Consider the following 18,084-nt stretch of genomic DNA (forward strand, 5'->3'; position numbering starts at 1 on the left):
TAGAGGGGCGTTCGGTACATCGAGTAGTTAGAGTGCACCATGACTACGCTCGAATCGCTCGCCCCCACCATCGCGATGCTCGCGGCCTTCGCCTGCCTCATCGGCGGCGGCACGCTGATCGCCAAGCACCAGAACACCCAGAAAGGCGTGCTGATGCTGGTGATGGCGGCGGTGTTGGTGGGGAATGTGCTAATCTGGACGATGTGAACTGGATTCCCTGAGCCAAGCACAGCTATCGTGCGTGGTCACCAACGGGTGGAGCAGGTAGTTTGCGGCACGTATGGTTTGGTCTGGCGGCACTGCTCGCCATATTTTGTGCGCTCCCGATGACGATCGTCTTTGCGATGAACGAGTGCCAGCTTTCTGGCTCGCAGGCCTTGGTAGAGAGGTGCTTCGCGCGCAGCGAAGCCGGAGCGAGAATCTATTATCTGACAATCGCGGCTGCAGCGCTTGTCGCGCTCATTCTGCATATCAACCGCTCGCGGTGGCGGCGGCTCGCGCTGTTCGCCATACCGGTCGCACCTATTGTGGCGCTGTTCGGGCTGGGTTCGATCATCCTGTGATCGGCACGGCAAACTGTCAGCAGTACGCAAGCGGGGATCGGGCATGGGCAAAGCCCATGCCGTCGGCCGACGCTTGAGCGTCGCCGGCCGCGCACGCCGCTTTGAGCGGGATTTAGCTCTCGCTAAATCCTCGCGCGGCTAGCGAATCGGCGAATTCGGATCGAGCCGCATATCCAAATACTTGTCCACCGACCCCATCAACTGCGGCATTTCATGTTCGAAGAAATGGTTCGCCTTGGGGATCGTGTCGTGGTGGATCGTGATGTGCTTTTGCGTGCGCAGCTTGTCGACCAGCTTCTGCGTCGCGAGCGGGGGCGAGACTTCGTCATTCTCGGCCTGGATGATGATGCCGCTTGCCGGGCAGGGGGCGAGGAAGGTGAAGTCGTACATGTTGGCGGGCGGCGCGACCGAGATGAAGCCGCGAATTTCCGGGCGGCGCATCAGCAGCTGCATCCCGATCCACGCGCCGAAGCTGACGCCCGCGATCCAGGTGGTCGAGGCTTCGGGGTGGAAGCTCTGCACCCAGTCGAGCGCGCTCGCCGCGTCGGACAATTCGCCGACGCCATTGTCGAACGTGCCCTGGCTTTTGCCGACGCCGCGGAAATTGAAGCGCAGCACGGCGAAGCCGCGCCGCTGGAAGGTCTTGTACAGTTCCAGCACGATATGGTTGTTCATCGTGCCGCCGGCTTGCGGGTGCGGGTGCAGGATCATCGCGACGGGCGCGCGCGGGCGCGGGGCGGGGATGAAGCGGCCTTCGAGACGGCCGTCGGGGCCGGGAAAAATGACTTCTGGCATCGGACCTGCTGACTAAAAAATGGGCGCGCAGCCCAAGATATTTGGGCGCGGGAGGTTGCGCGTTATATAAGCACAACGCTCTCCTTCGCAATCACTTCGGAACCGACCGCCTTTTGACCGACCACCCCGCTACCCGGCTTTATCTCGATCACGCCGCCACCACACCGATGCTGCCCGCCGCGATGGCGGCGGTAGCGGAGGCGATGGCGCACTGGGCGAACCCGTCCTCGCCGCATGCCGAAGGCCGCGCTGCGCGCGCCACGCTGGAGGCGGCGCGGGCGCGGATCGCCTCGGCTTATGGCTGGGCGGGCGAGACGATCCTGACCAGCGGCGCGAGCGAGGCGCTGGCGATCGCGCTTGGGCGCGGTGTGGCGACGCGGCGGCTGATCTCGGCGGTCGAGCATGACGCGGTGATTCGCGCGGCCCCGACGGCCGATGTGCTGCGTGTCGGCACCGATGGCCTGATCGATCCGGCAAATCTGCAGCGCGTCCTCGCCGGACAGCCGACGCTGGTCGCGGTGCAATGGTGCAATAGCGAGACCGGCGTACGCCAGCCGATCGGCGAGATCGCTGAGATCGTCCACGCCGCGGGCGGCCTGCTGCTGGTCGATGCCGCGCAAATGCCGCCGGGGGCCGATGCGGACGTGGGCCGCCTCGCCGATTTCATCGCGATTTCCGCGCATAAGCGCGGCGGACCGCCGGGGGTGGGTGCGCTGCTGGTGCGCGACGTCGCGACGCTCAGCCCGACCGGCGGGCAGGAACGCGGCTATCGCGCCGGGACCGAGAACCTTCCCGGCGCACTCGGTTTCGCCGCCGCTCTAGCCGAGCCGGAAGACATCGCGGCCATGCTGCCACTGCGCGCCAAACTCGACGACGCGATTGCGCGCTCCGGCGGGCAGATCGTCGCGCCGGCCGCGCCGCGCCATCCCGCGATCAGCGCGTACCGCCTGCCCGGCCTCGCCGCCGCCACCCAGCTGATCCGCTTCGACATGGCGGGCATCGCGGTGTCGGCGGGGAGCGCGTGTTCGTCGGGCAGCATGAAGCCGAGTCATGTGCTCGGCGCGATGGGCTGGAGCGTGGAAGCCTCGCGCGAGGTCGTCCGCGTCAGTTTCGGGCGCTCGACCAGCGCGGTCGATGTCGATCGCTTCGTGAAAGAGTGGCGTGCCATCTCGCGCTCGGCGCGGGCGTTTGCCGCATGATCTACCTCGATTATCAGGCGACCACCCCGCTCGCGCCCGAGGCGCTCGACGCGATGCTGCCGTGGTTGCGCGATGGTTATGCCAACCCGCACTCGGCGCACGCCGCGGGGCGCAAGGCGAAGGCGGCGGTCGAATTCGCGCGCGATCAGGTCGCGGCCTTGTTGCCATCGGGCGGGCGTGTCGTCTTCACCAGCGGCGCGACCGAGGCGCTCAACTGGGCGATCAAGGGCACGACTGGCGAGATGATGACGCTTGCGACCGAACACGCTGCGGTGCTCGATACCGTACACGCGGAGAGTCGCGCTGGGCGTAATCAAACCGTGCTTTCGGTCGATCGCGACGGCTTGGTCGACCTGCCGATGCTGCGCGCTGCGACTTGGCCCGACACCGGGGTAGTCGCCGCGATGCTGGTCAATAACGAGATCGGCGTCGTCCAGCCGATCGCCGAGATGGCCGAAGTGGCGCACAGTGTCGGCGCGCTTCTCCTGTGCGACGCGGTGCAGGGGTACGGGCGCGTGCCGATCCCCGAAGGTTGCGACCTGATCGCGATCTCCGCGCACAAGATTTACGGCCCCAAGGGCATCGGTGCCTTGTGGATTCGCGACGGCGTCGCGCTCGAGCCGCTGCTCCACGGCGGCGATCAGGAGGGCGGGCGCTCGGGCACGCTCTCGCCCGCGCTCTGCGCCGGCTTCGGTCGTGCGGCGGCGATGATGGCGGAACGGCGCGAGGTTGATGCCGCGCATATCGAACGCCTCTGGGCGCTTGCGACGGATCGCCTCGGCCGGGGCTGGCACATCAACGGCTCCACCCAATACCGCTACCATGGCAACCTCAACATCCGCCGCGACGGCCTCGACGTTGCGCGGCTGATGTCGGACCTGCGCGACATCGCCTTCTCCGCGGGCTCGGCCTGCGCCAGCGGATCGGGCCGCTCCAGCCACGTGCTCCGCGCGCTGGGCCTGAGCGAAGCGCAAGCGCGCTCCAGCATCCGGCTCGGCTTCGGGCGCTACACGACCGCGGCGGAATTGACCGAAGCGATCGACCGCATCATCGCCGCCGCCGATGCGCAACAGATTATGGGGGGAATCGCGGCATGATCCAAATCCGCTTTATCGGACTGGACGGCGCAGTGCGCACCGTCACCGCCAATTCCGGCGACCGGCTGCTCGAAGTCGCACAGGCCGACGGCCAGCCGCTCGAGGGCACATGCGAGGGGCAAATGGCCTGCTCGACCTGCCACGTCATCGTCGCGGCCGAGGATGTCGCGCGCCTCCCGCCGCCGAGCGAGAATGAAGAGGATATGCTCGATCTCGCCGCCGGGGCCACGCGCACCTCGCGCCTCGCGTGTCAGATCGTGCTGAGCCCCGCGCTTGACGGGCTGACGCTCAGAATTCCGGGCGAAGTGCGGAACATGCAGGGCCGCTGAACATTTCGCTCCGGTGCCGCCGAAAATGGGTTTTGGGGCAACATTCAGGAGATGATCGCATGAAACTCGCAGCCCTGTTGTCCGCTGGCCTGATCGCCGCCGCCGCGATGCTTCCCGCCAGCGCGAGCGCGCAAATGGCCGAGCGCCACGGTCGCGTGGTCGAGCGCACCCGTACCGTCCATACCGTGCGCGATCGCTATCGCCCGCACACCCGCCGCGTCTGCACGGTGAAGTATCGCCATCACCGCCGCATCCGCACCTGCCGCACGGTCCGCCGCTAACAGGCTTGATCCCGCCGCCCGACCCCGCCATATGCGCCGTGGGAGTCGGGCGGACGGGGTCGTCGCCAACCTGGTCAGGGCCGGAAGGCAGCAGCCACAACGATTTCGCCCCGGGTCGTTCCGGCTCCCACCGCGCAGCGCGCACGGCGCTGGCTGCGCCAGCACCGAGACGCGCAAGCGCGGCCGCCTGTGCCATGGCACCGTCCGACGACCCGACTTTGCCGGGTCGCTTCACTTTCAGAAAATTTTGATCGACCGCTTTCGCCCAGTTGGAGCACGAAATCCTCCCCCGCCAGGGGGAGGTGGCGCCAAAGGCGACGGAGGGGGAGGTTAGCGAGCAGCTCTCAATGTGCCTCCAAGCGCCAGCGATATAGGCGGCTGGCCACAGTCGCTCGGCTTGGCGTCTCCGGTTTCCCGCCCCGTTCAAGCGTATCGCCGACCTCCCCCTCCGTCACGCTTCGCGTGCCACCTCCCCCTGGCGGGGAAGTATTGCGCGGGATCAGATGTCCGCTCACCACCACAAACCGACATATGTCCTACAGCAGCGCGATCTGCCAAACTGACGACTGCTCTTTCACATCGTTATCGCCGCTAGCCGCTGAACACGCCGAACCGGCGTGGCGTGCCCGATCCGCGCGCCACAGCCAGCGGGCAAACCCCGTTTACGCCTAACCTCAACCCAACTTTCCGCGCACCAACGCCCCGCACACCCCGCCGATGGTGTGACTCATGCGACTTTAGCCACAAAAACAAGCATCTCCAACACGCGCGCGCCACCCCAACCAACCCTTCGACAATCCCCCCCGCTGCCCCTAGATAGGGCGCAATGTCCGACTCCTCCGATCTCCTTGGCGGCCCAGCCGACGACACCCCCGGCTTTGACCTGGGCGAACCCCCCGCGCCGCCGAAGAGCGAGGCGTATCGCGTTCTCGCCCGCAAATACCGCCCGCAGACCTTTGCCGAACTGATCGGCCAGGATGCGATGGTTACCACGCTCGGCAATGCGATCCGCCGGGGTCGCCTCGCGCACGCGTTCCTGCTGACCGGGGTTCGCGGCGTCGGCAAGACCTCGACCGCGCGGTTGCTCGCCAAGGCGCTCAACTGCATCGGGCCCGACGGGCAGGGCGGGCCGACGATCGATCCGTGCGGGCGTTGCGAGCCGTGCGTCGGGATCGCCGAGGGGCGGCATATCGACGTGATCGAGATGGACGCCGCGAGCCACACCGGCGTCGACGACATGCGCGCGGTGATCGATGCCTCGCGGATGACGGCGTTCGTCGCACGCTACAAGATCTACATCATCGACGAAGTCCACATGCTGTCGAAGAACGCGTTCAACGCGCTGCTAAAGACGTTGGAGGAACCCGCCGAGGGCGTGAAGTTCGTCCTCGCCACGACCGAGGTCAATAAGGTGCCGGTGACGGTGCTGTCGCGCTGCCAGCGCTTCGATCTGCGGCGCATCCCGGCCGAAAAGCTCGCCGATCACTTCGCCCGCGTGTTGGAGGCGGAGGGCGTCAGCGCCGAGCCCGAGGCGCTCGGGCTGATCGCGCGCGCGGCGGAGGGCTCGGCGCGCGATGGTTTGTCGATCCTCGATCAGGCGATCGCGCATGCCGATATGGATGGCGGCGCGGTGAGCGCGGCGGCGGTCCGCGACATGCTCGGCCTGTCGGACCGCGGCGCGATCCGCGATTTGATGGCGCTGTTGCTCGCCGGCGACGGCATCGGGGCGCTCGCGGCGCTTCGGCGGCAATATGATCTCGGCGTCGATCCGCTTGGCGTGCTGCGCGGGCTGCTGGAGACGGTCCACGCGACCACGCTGGTCAAGCTCGGCGCGGCGGTCGAGCCGGGGCAAGCGACCGAGGAGCGCGAGGCGCTGCAGGGCTGGGCCGCATCGCTGTCCTTCGCCGTGCTCCATCGGCTGTGGCAATTGCTGCTCAAGGGGCATGAAGAGGTCGGCCGCGCTGCAATGCCGATCGAGGCGTGCGAGATGGCGCTGCTGCGGCTGGTCCATGCCTCGACCTTGCCCGATCCGGGTGAGCTAGCGCGGATGCTCCAGAACGGCGCGCCCCTTTCGGTCGCGGCGCCCGTCGCACCAGCGGCGGCCCCGGTGGGCGCTTCGGCCGAGGCGGCTTTGCCCGCGTCGATCGAGGAGATCATCGGTCTGCTCGAGCGGACCAAGAATATCGGCCTGTCGCTGCGCGTCCGGCATCATGCCAGCCTGGTGAGCCTCAGCGGAACCGATCTCGTGCTGAGCTCGGCGCGGCCGTTGCCGGCCGATCTGATCGGTGAGCTGGCGGGCGCGCTGAAGAGCGCGACGGCGCGCACCTGGAAGATTACCACCGCCGACACGCCGGGTGCCGCAACGCTGCGCGAGCTCGATGCGGCGCAGTATGAATCGTTCAAGGCCGAAATCATGGCGAGTCCGATGGTCCGTGCCGCGCTCGAGGCGTTTCCGGATGCGGAGATCGCCGAGGGTGAAATCGAGAGTTTGATGAAACAACGGAGTAAGAGCGTATGAAGAGCATCGAAGAGATTATGGCGATGGCGCAAAACGTCCAGGCCGAACTGACCAAGGCGCAGGACGGGCTCGACAAGATCGAGGTCGAAGGCGCTGCCGGCGGTGGCCTCGTCAAGGTGCGCGCCTCGGCCAAGGGGCGGATCATCGGCATCGAAATCGACGAATCGCTGCTCCAGCCGAGCGAAAAGCAGATGATCGAGGACTTGGTCGTCGCTGCCTTCAACGACGCCAAGGCGAAGGCCGATGCGGCCTCGGGCGCCGAGATGGCGAAAATGACGAGCGGGATTCCGTTGCCGCCAGGGTTCAAGCTGCCGTTTTAAGCCGAAGCGCGGCAGCCGACCGCGTTCGGCTGACTCGCGCAAGGCCGGCCGGCGGGCTTCGCCCGTCCGACGGCGTGGCTTCGCCACGCCGCGCGGCCTGTGAATTCACCGCAAGCACCCATCCAGCCCGTCGTTGCGCACCACGCCCACCCGCCGGGTGATGGCGTTGCCGTGACGGCGGGTGAAGCCGTGCGGCGCCACGGCGGCACGCTTCTTCGGGAGCGGCAGGATCGCGGCGATTCGGCCAGCCTCCTGCTGCGACAATTGCCCGGCGTCATGGCCGAAATAGCGTTGCGCGCCGGCCTCGACGCCGTAGGTGCCGATGCCCGTCTCGGCGACGTTGAGATACACTTCCATGATCCGCCGCTTGCCCCAGATGGTCTCGATCAGCACGGTGAAATACGCCTCGAGCGCTTTGCGAACATAGCCGCCGCCCTGAATCAGAAAAACGTTCTTCGCGGTCTGCTGGCTGATCGTCGAACCACCGCGGATCCGCCCGCCGCGCGCATTGCGGCTATAGGCGGTCTCGATCGCCTTGAGGTCGAAGCCGTGATGCGTGCAGAACCGCGAATCCTCGCCCGCGATCGCGGCACGCGCCATGTTCGGGTCGATCCGCGACAACGGCCGCCACGATTTGTCGATCCCATGCCCGCCGATCGCATCGCCGATCATCGTCAGCGTGATCGGCGGTGGCACGAAGCGGTAGATGACGACCATCAGCACCGAGAGCAGCACGAAACAGAGTACCAGCCGCACGATCCAAGCGATAAGCCGCCGGACGATGCCGCGTCTTGGCGATGCCGGCTTGTCACGCGGACTGGGCAGGGCGGGGGACGGCATAAGGTCGCTCATACCGTCTTCTAGGAGGAGCCGGTCGGCCCTGTCCACTTTGCGAACGGCCCCGGGCGGATCAGGCGGCGACCAGCATCCGTTTGTCGCCGGCAAGCCGCATCATCGCCTTTTGCAGCTTCTCGAACGCGCGCACCTCGATCTGGCGGACGCGCTCACGGCTTACGCCATAGACTTGCGACAGCTCCTCAAGCGTCTTGGGTTCGTCGGTCAGGCGGCGTTCGGTCAGGATGAACTTCTCGCGCTCGTTGAGATCGCTCATCGCCGACGTCAGCATTTCGTGCCGGACATCGGCTTCCTGCGCTTCGGCCACGACGGTGTCCTGCAGCGGCGCATCGTCCTGCAACCAATCCTGCCACTGGCCTTCGCCATCCTCGCGCATCGGCACGTTGAGCGAGGTGTCGCCGCCCATTGCCATGCGCCGGTTCATGCTGGTCACTTCGGCCTCGGTCACGCCGAGGTCCTTGGCGATCTTGGCGAGATGCTCAGGGCTGAGATCGCCGTCCTCGAAGGCATCAAGCTTCGACTTCATCCGGCGCAGGTTGAAGAACAGCTTCTTCTGTGCGGCGGTCGTGCCCATTTTCACCAGGCTCCACGAGCGCAGGATGAACTCCTGGATCGAGGCGCGGATCCACCACATCGCATAGGTGGCGAGGCGGAAGCCGCGATCGGCCTCGAACTTCTTCACACCCTGCATCAGGCCGATATTGCCCTCGGAGATGAGCTCGCTGACTGGCAGGCCATAGCCGCGATAGCCCATCGCGATCTTCGCCACGAGGCGAAGGTGCGACGTTACGAGCTGAGCTGCCGCGTCGGTATCGCCATGCTCCTCAAAGCGTTTGGCGAGCATATATTCTTGCTCGGGCGCGAGGAGCGGGAATTTTTTGATCTCGCTCAGATAGCGATTGAGGCTTGCCTCGCCGCCAAGGGCGGGGATCGTCGCGGGGACGTTGCTGCGGGCTGCCATGGTGTGTCTCCCTTTTTGCGGCGGCTGCTCCAGAATAGGCTGCACCCGCGCGGTCGTCTAACTATGTCGTCTAACTATAGAGTGTATTGAACAGTTCCTGCATGTCCGAGGGCATTTCGCTATCGAACGACAAAGCGGTACTTCGTACAGGATGAATGAACCCAAGCCGCGCGGCGTGCAACGCCTGACGGTGGAAACCCAAGGTTTCCAGAACTGCTTTGTGGCCTTGCTTTGTTCTACCGTAGACCGGGTCGCCGAGCAAGGGGTGTCCGAGCGAGGCCATGTGCACGCGGACCTGATGCGTGCGACCGGTCTCGAGTCGACATTCGACCAGCGCGCCGTCACGCAGCCGCTCAATCGTGCTGTAATGCGTCACAGCACGCTTTCCGCCGGAGACGATCGCAATCTTCTTGCGGTTCGAGGGCGACCGCGCGAGCGGCGCATCGACCGTTCCAGCGGGCGGGGCAGGGCGCCCCGAAACGATTGCTTTGTAGCGCCGGTCGATGCTGTGGTCGTGAAATTGTCGGGCAAGCCCCTCATGTGCGCGATCGGTCTTCGCCGCGACCATCAGGCCGGACGTATCCTTGTCGATGCGGTGGACGATCCCGGGCCGCGCGACGCCGCCAATCCCCGACAGATTGCCCGCGCAATGGTGGAGCAACGCGTTGACCAGCGTACCATCGGCATTGCCAGCGGCGGGATGCACAACCAGCCCGGCCTGCTTGTCGATCACGATCAGATAGTCGTCTTCGAACACGACGTTCAGCGCGATGTCTTGCGCTGCGTTTTCGGAGGGTGCGGCGGGCGGAAACGTGACGCGATAGGTTGCGCCGGGGATCGCCTTGCCCGACGGATCGCTGGCGAGCCGCCCCTGCGGATCGGTCACTGCGCCGCTCGCGATCAGCGCCTTCAACCGCTCTCGCGACACCTCGGGCAGCGCGTCCGCCAGCGCCCGGTCGAGGCGCAAGCCTGGCACCGCGTCAGCGACGCGTGCTTCGATGGTGGCACTACCCCGGTTCATACGATAGAATCTGGGCATGGCGTTGGAGATTTCAAGCACTCTACTAGCGAGACTGCTAAACGAGGCGGAAAAGACCCCGGACCGTGAGGTGTGCGGGTTACTCTTCGGGTCGCCGACCCGCATTCTTGGATCGTTGAGCTGCCGCAATGTCGCGCCGGATCCAAGAATCGCGTTCGAGATTGACCCTGCGCAGCTTATCGCCGCGCATCGAGCCGAGCGTAAAGGCGGTCCAAAGATCGTCGGCTGCTATCATTCGCATCCCGGTGGACCGCCGCTGCCATCGGCGCGCGATGCTGCGGCGGCGATGCCTGACGGGTCGATCTGGCTTATCATGGCAGGGCGTGGGACAGGCATTTACCGTGCAACCGAAAACGGTACCATCGAAGGCCGCTTCGTCGCGGTTCGGCACGAGATGGTGGAACTATGAGTCGGGTCGCTGCGCTGTGGGTTGCGTCGTTGCGCCAGCATCGTCAGAAGAGCGGCACGTTTTGACCCGAAAGCCACAGACCCGATGACGATGACCCCCGTCGATTTTGCCAGCCTACTCTGTTCGCGGCTGTGCCACGATCTGCTCAGCCCGGTGGGCGCGCTCAACAACGGGCTCGAATTGCTCACCGACGAACACGACCCGGAGATGCGCGCGCGGTGCCTCGAACTGCTCAGCGACAGCGCCAAGGCATCGGCCAACAAACTCAAATTCTTCCGCCTTGCCTTTGGTGCGGCGGGCGGATTCGGCGAGACGGTCGATGCGCGCGAGGCACGCGCAGCGATCGAGGGGCTGTTCGGCGAAGGGCATAAGGTGAAGCTTGGCTGGCTGGTCGAGGATCCGACCTTGCCCAAGCCGGCGATCAAGGTGCTGCTCAACCTCGCGCTCATCGCAGGCGATGCGCTGGTGCGCGGCGGGCAGCTCGATGTCGGCGCCGAGAGCGTCGATGGCCAGGTCGAGATCGTCGTGCGCGCGGATGGCCCGCGAATCGTGCTCGACGCCGAAATACGCGCGGCACTAACCGGCACCCATGGCGACGCGGTCATCACCCCGCGCGCGGCGGCGGCCTATCTGGTTCACGCGCTCGTTCAGGAGGGTGGTGGCATCGTCCAGGTATCCGATCCGGACGAAGCTGTGCTGTTGTTCGGGGCGGCGTTTAAAGTCGCCTGAGCGGGGCTCGTAAACGGCTCCTTAACCACTTCCCGCCCATGCAAGTTCTTGCTGTTCCGCGGGGGCTCATGGACGATCTGCTACAGGAATTCATTGCCGAGACGCGCGAGACGCTGGAAGCGCTCTCGGGCGAGATCGTCGCATGGGAATCCGCGCCCGACGATCGTGATCGGCTCGATGCAATCTTCCGTTTTGTCCACACCGTAAAGGGAAGCTGCGGGTTTCTTGATCTGCCACGACTCGCACGGATGAGCCATGCCGCCGAAGACGTGCTTGCCGCAGTCCGCGCGGGTGAGCGCAGCCCCGATACCAAGCTCGTCAACGCGGTGCTCGCGATCGTCGACCGGATCGGCGAGATCGTCGAGGCGATCGATGCGGGGCACGCGCTCGCCGATTCGGGCGAAGATCTGCTCATCGCGGCGCTCGACGCCGGGTCAGAGGCCGTCGTCGTCGCGGCCACCCCGACGCTGCGCGCGCCGAGCCGCAGCGTGCGTCTGAACGTCGATCTGCTCGACCGGATGATGAGCGGCATGTCCGACATGGTCCTCGCGCGCAACGAACTCGCGCGCCGGATGCGCGACGATGGGGCGAACCCGAGCGTTGAGGCCGCGCTCGAACGCCTGTCCCTGACCGTCGCCGAGATGCGCGAGACGGTGACCCGGACGCGGATGCAGAAGATCGATGCGCTGTTTTCCGCGCTGCCCCGGATGGTGCGCGATACCGCGGCTGAACTTGGCAAATCGGTGACGCTCCATATCGAGGGTAGCGACGTCGAGCTCGACCGCGAGATGATCGAGATGATGCGCGATCCGCTGGTCCACATTATCCGCAACGCGATCGATCACGGGATCGAGGCACCCGCCTTGCGCCGGATGGCCGGCAAGCGGGAAAATGGCTGGCTGAACGTCGCGGCGCGCCAATCGGGCAACCAGATCATCATCGAGATCAGCGATGACGGGCAGGGAATCGATGTCGATCGTCTCGTCGCCAAGGTCGCCAGCCGCGGGATCCGCGGGGAAGCCGAACTCCGCGCCCTTGGGGAGCAAGCCAGGCTGGAACTGGTGTTCGAGCCGGGATTATCGACCAAGGACACCGTCACCGCCATCTCGGGGCGTGGCGTCGGGATGGACGTCGTGCGGGCCAATGTCGAACAAATCGGCGGGCGCATCGAACTGTACAATACGCCCGGTAAGGGCCTGCGCATCGCGATTCATGTGCCACTGACGCTTTCGATCATGGCGACGATCGGGATCGGTGTGCGCGATCAGCGCTTTGCGATGTCCCGCCAGGCGATCGAGGAGATCGTGCGCGTCGGCGGCGAGGCGATCCGGATCGACCGCATCGGCGATACGCTTACCGCCACGGTTCGAGACCGCCGTATGCCCTTGATCGACCTTGGCGCGATGCTCGGTTTTGAACCCAGCGAACCGGCAATGCTCGTGATCGTCGGGGTGTCGGGCGGCAGCTACGCGCTGGCGGTCGATACCGTGCTCGATCATGAGGAACTGGTGATAAAACCCGCGGCGCCCGCCATTATGGCAACGGGCGTCTATGCCGGGCAGACCCTGCCCGATAGTGGTCTGCCGATGCTGATGCTGGATTGTGCCGGGATCGCGCACCTCGCCGGGCTTGAATTCCGACGTGAATCGGCGGCGGACGATGTTGCAATCGAGACGCGGGTAGCGGGTGTCCAGGCGCTCCTGTTCGACGACCTTGATGGCACGCGCCGGATCGTCCCGCTGTCGGTGATCGACCGGGTCGAGCCGGTGTCGACCAGCGCGATCCGCTTTTCCGCGGGTCAGCTTCGCTTGTCGGTCGAAGATGCGATCATTCCGCTCGTCGCTTTGGGGGACTGGGCGGCAAAGACCTCGGTTTCCGTCTTGCGTTTGCGCGATGGCGGGCTCGAAATCGGTTATGCGATCCGTGAGGCGCTCGATATCGTCGAACTCCCCGACGCGATCGTTGCCGCGCGCGAAGCTGGCCCGATCGCGGGCGTGGTGGCGATCGATGGCGAGCAGATCGAGGTCGTCGATCTGCACTGGATTTTCGCGCATCACGCACATGGCGGATCCGACATCGGCGCGCCGTTATGCTTGCTTGATGGCGCAGAATCGGCGTGGATGACGACGTTCCTGCGGCCGGTCCTCGAAGGGGCCGGATATCGCGTTACATCGGTCCTTCAGCCCGGCGAGAGTGCGCAGGTCGTCGTTCGGATGGACGGGGATGTCGCGACCCCGGCCGGGGCCGCCACGATCGTTCGCCTGCGCCGCGAGGCCGACGGGGATGAGAGCAGCATTTTCCGATACGACCGACCAGGCCTCCTCGCCGCGGTCGCACGATCGGCGGGAGGTCGATAATGGCGCTGTTCCTGATCGCGCAAATTGCCGGACGGACCGTGGCGATCGAATCGGCCCAGGTCGAATCGGTCGTCGATATCGGCACGATCGTGCCGGTGCCGCGTTCCGAACGACAGGTTCGGGGGCTTGCGGCCTTGCGCAGCCGGGTCGTGACCGTGATCGATACCCGTGCGGCGCTCGGTCTTGACGCGGGTTCCGTGGAGGCGACGCGGGCAGTCATTACGATTGTCGAGGGTCATCATTATGCGGTTTTGGTCGATGCGCTCGATGACGTGGCACCGTTCGATCTGGCACCGGTGTCGGCGGGGATCGTGCTCGACAAAGGATGGCGCACTATCGGGCGCGGGCTGGTGGAGCGAGACGGCGAGCCGATTCTGGCAATCGCGCTCGACGCGCTGATTCCCGGCGTCGTCGCAATCGCCGCCTGAATCGTCGCAGATTAACGGGACGCTTACCCCTTTCGGGCAAGGGTGATGGTAAGGGTGCTTACTCAGGGTGACTTCATGAAGACCTGTCTCGTCGTCGATGATTCAAAAGTGATCCGCAAGGTCGCGCGCCACATCCTGGAAACGCTCAATTTTCAGGTCAGCGAAGCCGGCGATGGGCGTGAAGCGCTGGATGCGTGCCTGGCGTCCGCGCCCGATGTCATTCTGCTCGACTGGAACATGCCGGTGATGAGCGGCATGGATTTCCTGCGTGCGCTGCGCGACAGCAGCATCCCGACGCGCCCGAAGGTTGTGTTCTGCACGACCGAAAATGGCATGGCGCATATCCGGGCCGCAATCGAGGCGGGGGCTGACGAATATGTCATGAAACCCTTCGATCGCGAGACATTGGAAAGCAAACTTCAGATCGTCGGCATGGCCTGAAAAGGCCCCGCACGATGCTCATCCAGACCGCCCCCAGTCAAGAACGGTTCGCTGGCGGCGATGCGCCACCGCGCGTGCTGATCGTCGATGATTCGGCGGTCGCGCGGGCGGTGATCGCGCGCGCGGTCGAACAGGGTGGTCGCTTCGTGGTAGCCGGTGCCGTCTCGGGTGCCGCCGCAGCGCTCGATTTCCTGCGCCACACCCGCGTCGAAGGAATCATGCTCGACATTCAAATGCCAGGCGTCACCGGCTTGGCCGCCTTGCCCGATCTGATTGCGGCGGGGCGGGGCGCGAAGGTGTTGATCGTGTCGTCCTCCGCCAGCGAAGGTGCTGCGGCAACGATCAAGGCGCTCGCGCTTGGGGCGGCAGATACGCTGGTGAAGCCCGATGTCGGCGATTTTGCTGGGCGTTTTTCGGTTGAACTGGTCGAGAAGCTGGTGCGCTTGCTTGCGGTCGAGCTGCCAGCAGAGCTGCCGGCGCAGCGGCGTATGTCGGATCTCCCGGTTGCCGCCGGCAACGGTTTCGATGTCGTCGCGATTGGGGCATCGACCGGGGGTATTCACGCGTTGAGCGTCTTGTTGCGCGAATTGCCAACGGCGTTTCCGGTGCCGATCCTCATCACCCAGCATCTGCCCGAGTCGTTCATGCCGTATTTCGCGGCGCAAGTGGCGCTGCTGTCCAACCGGCCCTGCGATGTCGCGACCGATTGTATGCGGATTCGGCCCGGCCGCGTGATCGTCGCGCCCGGCAATGCGCACATGCGGATCGTCAGCACCGGTGATGCGACCGCCGTCCGTCTGTCGCACGAACCGAGCAAAAGCGGCTGTATGCCCTCGGTCGATCCCATGTTCGAGAGCGTCGCCGACGTCTATGGCAGCCGCGCGCTCGGCATCGTGCTCAGCGGGATGGGGCGCGACGGGTGTGAGGGCGCGCGCAGCTTGATCGATCGCGGCAGTGCGGTCGTCGTGCAGGACCAGGCGAGTTCGGTGGTGTGGGGTATGCCCGGCGCCATCGCCAGTGCCGGGATCGCCAGCTCGGTGCTGACGCCGGTGGAGATCGGGCGGCTCACCGCGGCGCGGCGGCGTCCGGCATGATCGAACCGCGCACCGAAAGCTTCGTTCCCCGCCAACCGCCCCCCCGCGCCTCTGCCAAGGGGGCGATGGGCATACTGACGGCCATTCTCGAATCCCGCACCGGTCAGCAACTGGCAGCGAATCGCGAATGGCGTCTGGAAACTGCGTTGAAGCCGTTGTTGCGCGACCTCAAGCTCGACACCATCGAAGCACTGGCCAGCGCCGCGCTGCGATCGCCCGACATTGGCGACGAGGTGGCGGATGCCTTGCTCAACCAGGAAAGCTCGTTCTTTCGGGACGCCGCCGTGCTCGACATGGTGGCCGACGCGGTCGAGGCGATGCGCGTTGATCATTCCCGCCGCCGCCCGCGAATCTGGTCGGCCGGATGTTCGTTCGGTCAGGAACCCTTGTCGCTGGCCATGTTGTTCGGCGAACGGGAAATCGGACGCGACACGCCGCCGCCCGAGATCGTGGCGACCGACGTCTCCGAGATCGCACTCACCCGGGCCCGGTCGGGTCGCTATTCGCAATTCGAGATTCAGCGCGGACTGCCGGTGCGCCGTATGGTGCGCTGGTTTGAGACCGAGGGGAATGAATGGGTCGCCAATCCCGAACTCGTCCGCAGAATCGCGTTTCGCCGGATGAACCTGATCAGCGATCCGCTGCCGATCGGGCGGTTCGACGTGATTTTGTGCCGCAACGTCCTGCTCTATTTGAATGCCGAGCTGCGGCTGAAGGTGTTTGAACGCTTCGCCACGGTGATCAGGCCCGGCGGCGTTCTGGTGCTGGGCGCGGGCGAGACCGTGATTGGCCAGACCGACGCGTTTCGCCCGAGTCCGCGCTATCGCGGCCTGTATGAGCCAGCGCACGGGGTTCCTTGACGGCGGCGTCGGTTTGGACCCTAAGCTGGCGCTCGGCCATCGCGGGGACTGCCCATGACCATTATCGACACGCCCTCGCCCAATTTCGACGAGCGGCTGCTGCCCGTTTCGATCGTCGTGCTGCATTATACCGGTATGCAGACGGCTGAAGCCGCGATCGAGCGGCTGCGCGACCCCGCCGCCAAGGTCTCGGCGCATTATCTGATCGCCGAAGACGGCCAGGTGCTGCGGATGGTGGCCGAGGAGAAACGCGCCTGGCACGCCGGAAAGTCGCGCTGGCGCGGGATCGAGGACGTCAATTCGGCGAGCATCGGGATCGAGATCGTCAATCCCGGGCATGAATTCGGCTATCGCCCGTTCCTCGAGGAACAGATTGACGCGCTGATCCCGCTGCTGGCCGGGATCAAGGAACGCTACGGCATCACGCGCGGCAATGTCGTCGGCCATTCCGACATCGCGCCGACGCGCAAGCAGGATCCGGGCGAACTCTTCCCGTGGAGCCGCCTCGCCAAGGTCCGCCTCGCCTTGCCGCGCCCGACGCAGAAATTGATGGACCCGATGTGGACCGACGCCGGCTTCCTGATCGCGCTCGAACGCTTCGGCTATGACGTGTCGGACAAGCTCGCCGCGATCGTCGCCTTTCAGCGTCGCTTCCGCCCCGAACTGATCGACGGGGTGATCGACGGCGAGTGTCGCAGCATCCTGCTCGCGCTGCTGTTGCCAAAGCCGACCGGCGACGCGTAAGGGATTCCAGCCAGAGGGTCGGGCGACCGCGGGGGTGCTTGCACCCGCGAGGAAAGTCCGGGCTCCGCGGAACGACGGTGCCGGGTAACGCCCGGCGGGGGTGACCCCAGGGAAAGTGCCACAGAGAGCAGACCGCCGATGTCCTCGCTCGATGCAAATCGGACGGGGAACAGGCAAGGGTGAAAGGGTGCGGCAAGAGCGCACCGCGCGCCTGGTAACAGGGGCGGCATGGCAAACCCCACCGGGAGCAAGATCGAATAGGGGCGGCATATGGGCTTCGTTTCAGCTCGTCGCCCGGGTTGATTGCTTGAGGCGGCGTGCAAACGTCGTCCTAGAGGAATGGTCGCCTAACCTTCTCCGGAGGGTGGACAGAACCCGGCTTACAGACCCTCTGGCGTTTTCTTTGGTCTGTCGCAAAAGCGTCATGGCGCTATCGCACTTCGATGCTTAGATGGCGGGCTATGGCGCGTTCCTCTTCACGATCTGTCGACTGGGGCTTTCCCCGCTGGCGCGCTTATGGCGAAGCCAGCACGGAGGCGGCAACGGTGCGGCTGTGCGACCGGCATGGCTGCACCGCCAAGGGCGACTGCCCTGCGCCGAAATCCCCCAACAGCCCCGAACGCTGGTATTTCTGTCAGGAACATGCCGGCGAGTATAATCGCGGCTGGAATTACTTCGAAGGCCTGAGCGCCGAGGAAGCGGCCGAGCGCGAGCGCGCCGAGACGCAAACCGCCGAGGGCTATACCGAATCGCGCCACCACCAATGGGCTGGTCCGGGCGACGGATCGCGGTCGCGCGATGAGCTGCGCGCGCTCGATTTGCTCGAGCTTGAGGTCGATGCCGATTTCGAGACGGTGCGGATGGCGTGGCGGCGGCTGGCAAAGTCTAACCATCCCGATATCAGGCCCGGTGACGCCGAAGCCGCCGCGCGGTTTCTTGCGATCCAGGCGGCCTATGACGTGCTCAAGGCCGCCGAGGATGCGCGGACGTGGAAACCGGAGTCGGGGAAGCCGGAGTCGGGGAAGCCGGTTTGAGGATTGTCCGCTCCGATTGGGCCAACACGAT

Annotated in this window: 21 protein-coding genes and 2 other RNA genes; 19 read left to right on the forward strand and 4 right to left on the reverse strand. The window is 65.6% G+C overall.

Annotated features, from left to right (window positions below):
- The first annotated feature begins 39 nt into the window (after positions 1-39).
- Positions 40-207 carry a hypothetical protein gene (locus tag ABWP09_RS02250; protein WP_353203541.1) on the forward strand — a complete coding sequence of 56 codons (168 nt, stop codon included), beginning with the start codon at positions 40-42 and terminating at the stop codon, positions 205-207.
- A gap of 62 nt (positions 208-269) precedes the next feature.
- Positions 270-563 (forward strand): hypothetical protein, encoded by a 294-nt coding sequence (locus tag ABWP09_RS02255; protein ID WP_353203542.1) that lies wholly within the window; start codon positions 270-272, stop codon positions 561-563.
- A gap of 138 nt (positions 564-701) precedes the next feature.
- Here ABWP09_RS02255 and ABWP09_RS02260 read toward each other — a convergent pair whose 3' ends face one another.
- Positions 702-1,358: an alpha/beta hydrolase gene (locus ABWP09_RS02260; protein ID WP_188445569.1), complete on the reverse strand. Its 657-nt coding sequence runs from the start codon at positions 1,356-1,358 to the stop codon at positions 702-704.
- A 113-nt stretch (positions 1,359-1,471) separates the two neighbouring features.
- Between ABWP09_RS02260 and ABWP09_RS02265 the strand changes: the two genes are divergently transcribed.
- The 7 genes from ABWP09_RS02265 to ABWP09_RS02295 all read left to right on the forward strand — a co-directional run bounded on the left by ABWP09_RS02265 (position 1,472) and on the right by ABWP09_RS02295 (position 7,102).
- Positions 1,472-2,557, forward strand: a complete 1,086-nt coding sequence (locus tag ABWP09_RS02265) for a cysteine desulfurase family protein (protein WP_353203543.1) — start codon at positions 1,472-1,474, stop codon at positions 2,555-2,557.
- Positions 2,554-3,654 (forward strand): cysteine desulfurase family protein, encoded by a 1,101-nt coding sequence (locus ABWP09_RS02270; protein ID WP_353203544.1) that lies wholly within the window; start codon positions 2,554-2,556, stop codon positions 3,652-3,654. Before ABWP09_RS02265 ends, ABWP09_RS02270 begins: the two co-directional genes overlap by 4 nt.
- Complete coding sequence (locus tag ABWP09_RS02275) at positions 3,651-3,983, forward strand: 2Fe-2S iron-sulfur cluster-binding protein (protein WP_353203545.1); 333 nt, start codon at positions 3,651-3,653, stop codon at positions 3,981-3,983. Before ABWP09_RS02270 ends, ABWP09_RS02275 begins: the two co-directional genes overlap by 4 nt.
- Positions 3,984-4,042: 59 nt before the next feature.
- Positions 4,043-4,264 (forward strand): hypothetical protein, encoded by a 222-nt coding sequence (locus ABWP09_RS02280; protein WP_353203546.1) that lies wholly within the window; start codon positions 4,043-4,045, stop codon positions 4,262-4,264.
- A 37-nt stretch (positions 4,265-4,301) separates the two neighbouring features.
- Positions 4,302-4,399: signal recognition particle sRNA small type (gene ffs / locus ABWP09_RS02285), an RNA gene on the forward strand.
- A 691-nt stretch (positions 4,400-5,090) separates the two neighbouring features.
- Complete coding sequence (locus tag ABWP09_RS02290) at positions 5,091-6,782, forward strand: DNA polymerase III subunit gamma/tau (RefSeq protein ID WP_353203547.1); 1,692 nt, start codon at positions 5,091-5,093, stop codon at positions 6,780-6,782.
- The gene (locus ABWP09_RS02295) at positions 6,779-7,102 is read left to right on the forward strand and encodes a YbaB/EbfC family nucleoid-associated protein (protein WP_176495800.1); all 324 of its coding nucleotides are present in this window, start codon (positions 6,779-6,781) and stop codon (positions 7,100-7,102) included. Before ABWP09_RS02290 ends, ABWP09_RS02295 begins: the two co-directional genes overlap by 4 nt.
- Positions 7,103-7,207: 105 nt before the next feature.
- On the opposite strand, the gene mtgA is transcribed toward ABWP09_RS02295, so the two are convergent.
- The 3 genes from mtgA to ABWP09_RS02310 form a co-directional block, all read right to left on the reverse strand.
- Positions 7,208-7,942, reverse strand: a complete 735-nt coding sequence (gene mtgA, locus ABWP09_RS02300; RefSeq protein ID WP_353203548.1) for a monofunctional biosynthetic peptidoglycan transglycosylase — start codon at positions 7,940-7,942, stop codon at positions 7,208-7,210.
- 70 nt (positions 7,943-8,012) lie between these two features.
- The gene (rpoH, locus tag ABWP09_RS02305; RefSeq protein ID WP_188445560.1) at positions 8,013-8,918 is read right to left on the reverse strand and encodes an RNA polymerase sigma factor RpoH; all 906 of its coding nucleotides are present in this window, start codon (positions 8,916-8,918) and stop codon (positions 8,013-8,015) included.
- 70 nt (positions 8,919-8,988) lie between these two features.
- Positions 8,989-9,939 (reverse strand): RluA family pseudouridine synthase, encoded by a 951-nt coding sequence (locus ABWP09_RS02310; protein WP_353203558.1) that lies wholly within the window; start codon positions 9,937-9,939, stop codon positions 8,989-8,991.
- 16 nt (positions 9,940-9,955) lie between these two features.
- Here ABWP09_RS02310 and ABWP09_RS02315 point away from each other — a divergent pair, with 16 nt between their 5' ends.
- The 10 genes from ABWP09_RS02315 (at position 9,956) to ABWP09_RS02360 (ending at position 18,053) form a co-directional block, all read left to right on the forward strand.
- A complete protein-coding gene (locus ABWP09_RS02315) occupies positions 9,956-10,366 on the forward strand; it encodes a M67 family metallopeptidase (RefSeq protein ID WP_353203549.1) in 411 nt (136 codons plus the stop codon).
- A gap of 84 nt (positions 10,367-10,450) precedes the next feature.
- Positions 10,451-11,095 carry a histidine phosphotransferase family protein gene (locus tag ABWP09_RS02320; RefSeq protein ID WP_353203550.1) on the forward strand — a complete coding sequence of 215 codons (645 nt, stop codon included), beginning with the start codon at positions 10,451-10,453 and terminating at the stop codon, positions 11,093-11,095.
- Between the two features lie 68 nt (positions 11,096-11,163).
- On the forward strand, positions 11,164-13,452 hold the full coding sequence (locus ABWP09_RS02325; RefSeq protein ID WP_353203551.1) for a chemotaxis protein CheA: 2,289 nt from the start codon (positions 11,164-11,166) through the stop codon (positions 13,450-13,452).
- Positions 13,452-13,880, forward strand: coding sequence for a chemotaxis protein CheW (locus ABWP09_RS02330; protein ID WP_353203552.1), 429 nt, complete (start codon positions 13,452-13,454; stop codon positions 13,878-13,880). Before ABWP09_RS02325 ends, ABWP09_RS02330 begins: the two co-directional genes overlap by 1 nt.
- A 75-nt stretch (positions 13,881-13,955) precedes the next feature.
- Positions 13,956-14,321 carry a response regulator gene (locus ABWP09_RS02335; protein ID WP_353203553.1) on the forward strand — a complete coding sequence of 122 codons (366 nt, stop codon included), beginning with the start codon at positions 13,956-13,958 and terminating at the stop codon, positions 14,319-14,321.
- Positions 14,322-14,335: 14 nt separating this feature from the next.
- A complete protein-coding gene (locus ABWP09_RS02340) occupies positions 14,336-15,415 on the forward strand; it encodes a chemotaxis protein CheB (RefSeq protein WP_353203554.1) in 1,080 nt (359 codons plus the stop codon).
- A 65-nt stretch (positions 15,416-15,480) separates the two neighbouring features.
- Positions 15,481-16,275 carry a CheR family methyltransferase gene (locus tag ABWP09_RS02345; RefSeq protein ID WP_353203559.1) on the forward strand — a complete coding sequence of 265 codons (795 nt, stop codon included), beginning with the start codon at positions 15,481-15,483 and terminating at the stop codon, positions 16,273-16,275.
- A 54-nt stretch (positions 16,276-16,329) separates the two neighbouring features.
- The gene (locus ABWP09_RS02350; RefSeq protein ID WP_353203555.1) at positions 16,330-17,019 is read left to right on the forward strand and encodes an N-acetylmuramoyl-L-alanine amidase; all 690 of its coding nucleotides are present in this window, start codon (positions 16,330-16,332) and stop codon (positions 17,017-17,019) included.
- A gap of 10 nt (positions 17,020-17,029) precedes the next feature.
- An RNA gene (gene rnpB / locus ABWP09_RS02355) (RNase P RNA component class A) lies at positions 17,030-17,418 on the forward strand.
- 62 nt (positions 17,419-17,480) lie between these two features.
- Positions 17,481-18,053, forward strand: a complete 573-nt coding sequence (locus ABWP09_RS02360; RefSeq protein ID WP_353203560.1) for a J domain-containing protein — start codon at positions 17,481-17,483, stop codon at positions 18,051-18,053.
- The last annotated feature ends 31 nt before the right edge of the window (positions 18,054-18,084 follow it).

The organism is Sphingomonas sp. (assembly GCF_040398505.1).
GTDB lineage: Bacteria > Pseudomonadota > Alphaproteobacteria > Sphingomonadales > Sphingomonadaceae > Sphingomonas.

Excerpts from the sequence above, each read along its gene's own strand:
- ABWP09_RS02250 (WP_353203541.1), top strand. The coding sequence starts at position 40 with ATGACTACGCTCGAATCGCTCGCCCCCACCATCGCGATGCTCGCGGCC.
- ABWP09_RS02260 (WP_188445569.1), bottom strand. The coding sequence starts at position 1,358 with ATGCCAGAAGTCATTTTTCCCGGCCCCGACGGCCGTCTCGAAGGCCGC.
- ABWP09_RS02270 (WP_353203544.1), top strand. The coding sequence starts at position 2,554 with ATGATCTACCTCGATTATCAGGCGACCACCCCGCTCGCGCCCGAGGCG.
- ABWP09_RS02275 (WP_353203545.1), top strand. The coding sequence starts at position 3,651 with ATGATCCAAATCCGCTTTATCGGACTGGACGGCGCAGTGCGCACCGTC.
- ABWP09_RS02280 (WP_353203546.1), top strand. The coding sequence starts at position 4,043 with ATGAAACTCGCAGCCCTGTTGTCCGCTGGCCTGATCGCCGCCGCCGCG.
- ABWP09_RS02290 (WP_353203547.1), top strand. The coding sequence starts at position 5,091 with ATGTCCGACTCCTCCGATCTCCTTGGCGGCCCAGCCGACGACACCCCC.
- ABWP09_RS02295 (WP_176495800.1), top strand. The coding sequence starts at position 6,779 with ATGAAGAGCATCGAAGAGATTATGGCGATGGCGCAAAACGTCCAGGCC.
- mtgA (WP_353203548.1), bottom strand. The coding sequence starts at position 7,942 with ATGCCGTCCCCCGCCCTGCCCAGTCCGCGTGACAAGCCGGCATCGCCA.
- rpoH (WP_188445560.1), bottom strand. The coding sequence starts at position 8,918 with ATGGCAGCCCGCAGCAACGTCCCCGCGACGATCCCCGCCCTTGGCGGC.
- ABWP09_RS02310 (WP_353203558.1), bottom strand. The coding sequence starts at position 9,939 with ATGAACCGGGGTAGTGCCACCATCGAAGCACGCGTCGCTGACGCGGTG.
- ABWP09_RS02315 (WP_353203549.1), top strand. The coding sequence starts at position 9,956 with ATGGCGTTGGAGATTTCAAGCACTCTACTAGCGAGACTGCTAAACGAG.
- ABWP09_RS02320 (WP_353203550.1), top strand. The coding sequence starts at position 10,451 with ATGACGATGACCCCCGTCGATTTTGCCAGCCTACTCTGTTCGCGGCTG.
- ABWP09_RS02325 (WP_353203551.1), top strand. The coding sequence starts at position 11,164 with ATGGACGATCTGCTACAGGAATTCATTGCCGAGACGCGCGAGACGCTG.
- ABWP09_RS02330 (WP_353203552.1), top strand. The coding sequence starts at position 13,452 with ATGGCGCTGTTCCTGATCGCGCAAATTGCCGGACGGACCGTGGCGATC.
- ABWP09_RS02335 (WP_353203553.1), top strand. The coding sequence starts at position 13,956 with ATGAAGACCTGTCTCGTCGTCGATGATTCAAAAGTGATCCGCAAGGTC.
- ABWP09_RS02340 (WP_353203554.1), top strand. The coding sequence starts at position 14,336 with ATGCTCATCCAGACCGCCCCCAGTCAAGAACGGTTCGCTGGCGGCGAT.
- ABWP09_RS02345 (WP_353203559.1), top strand. The coding sequence starts at position 15,481 with ATGGGCATACTGACGGCCATTCTCGAATCCCGCACCGGTCAGCAACTG.
- ABWP09_RS02350 (WP_353203555.1), top strand. The coding sequence starts at position 16,330 with ATGACCATTATCGACACGCCCTCGCCCAATTTCGACGAGCGGCTGCTG.
- ABWP09_RS02360 (WP_353203560.1), top strand. The coding sequence starts at position 17,481 with ATGGCGCGTTCCTCTTCACGATCTGTCGACTGGGGCTTTCCCCGCTGG.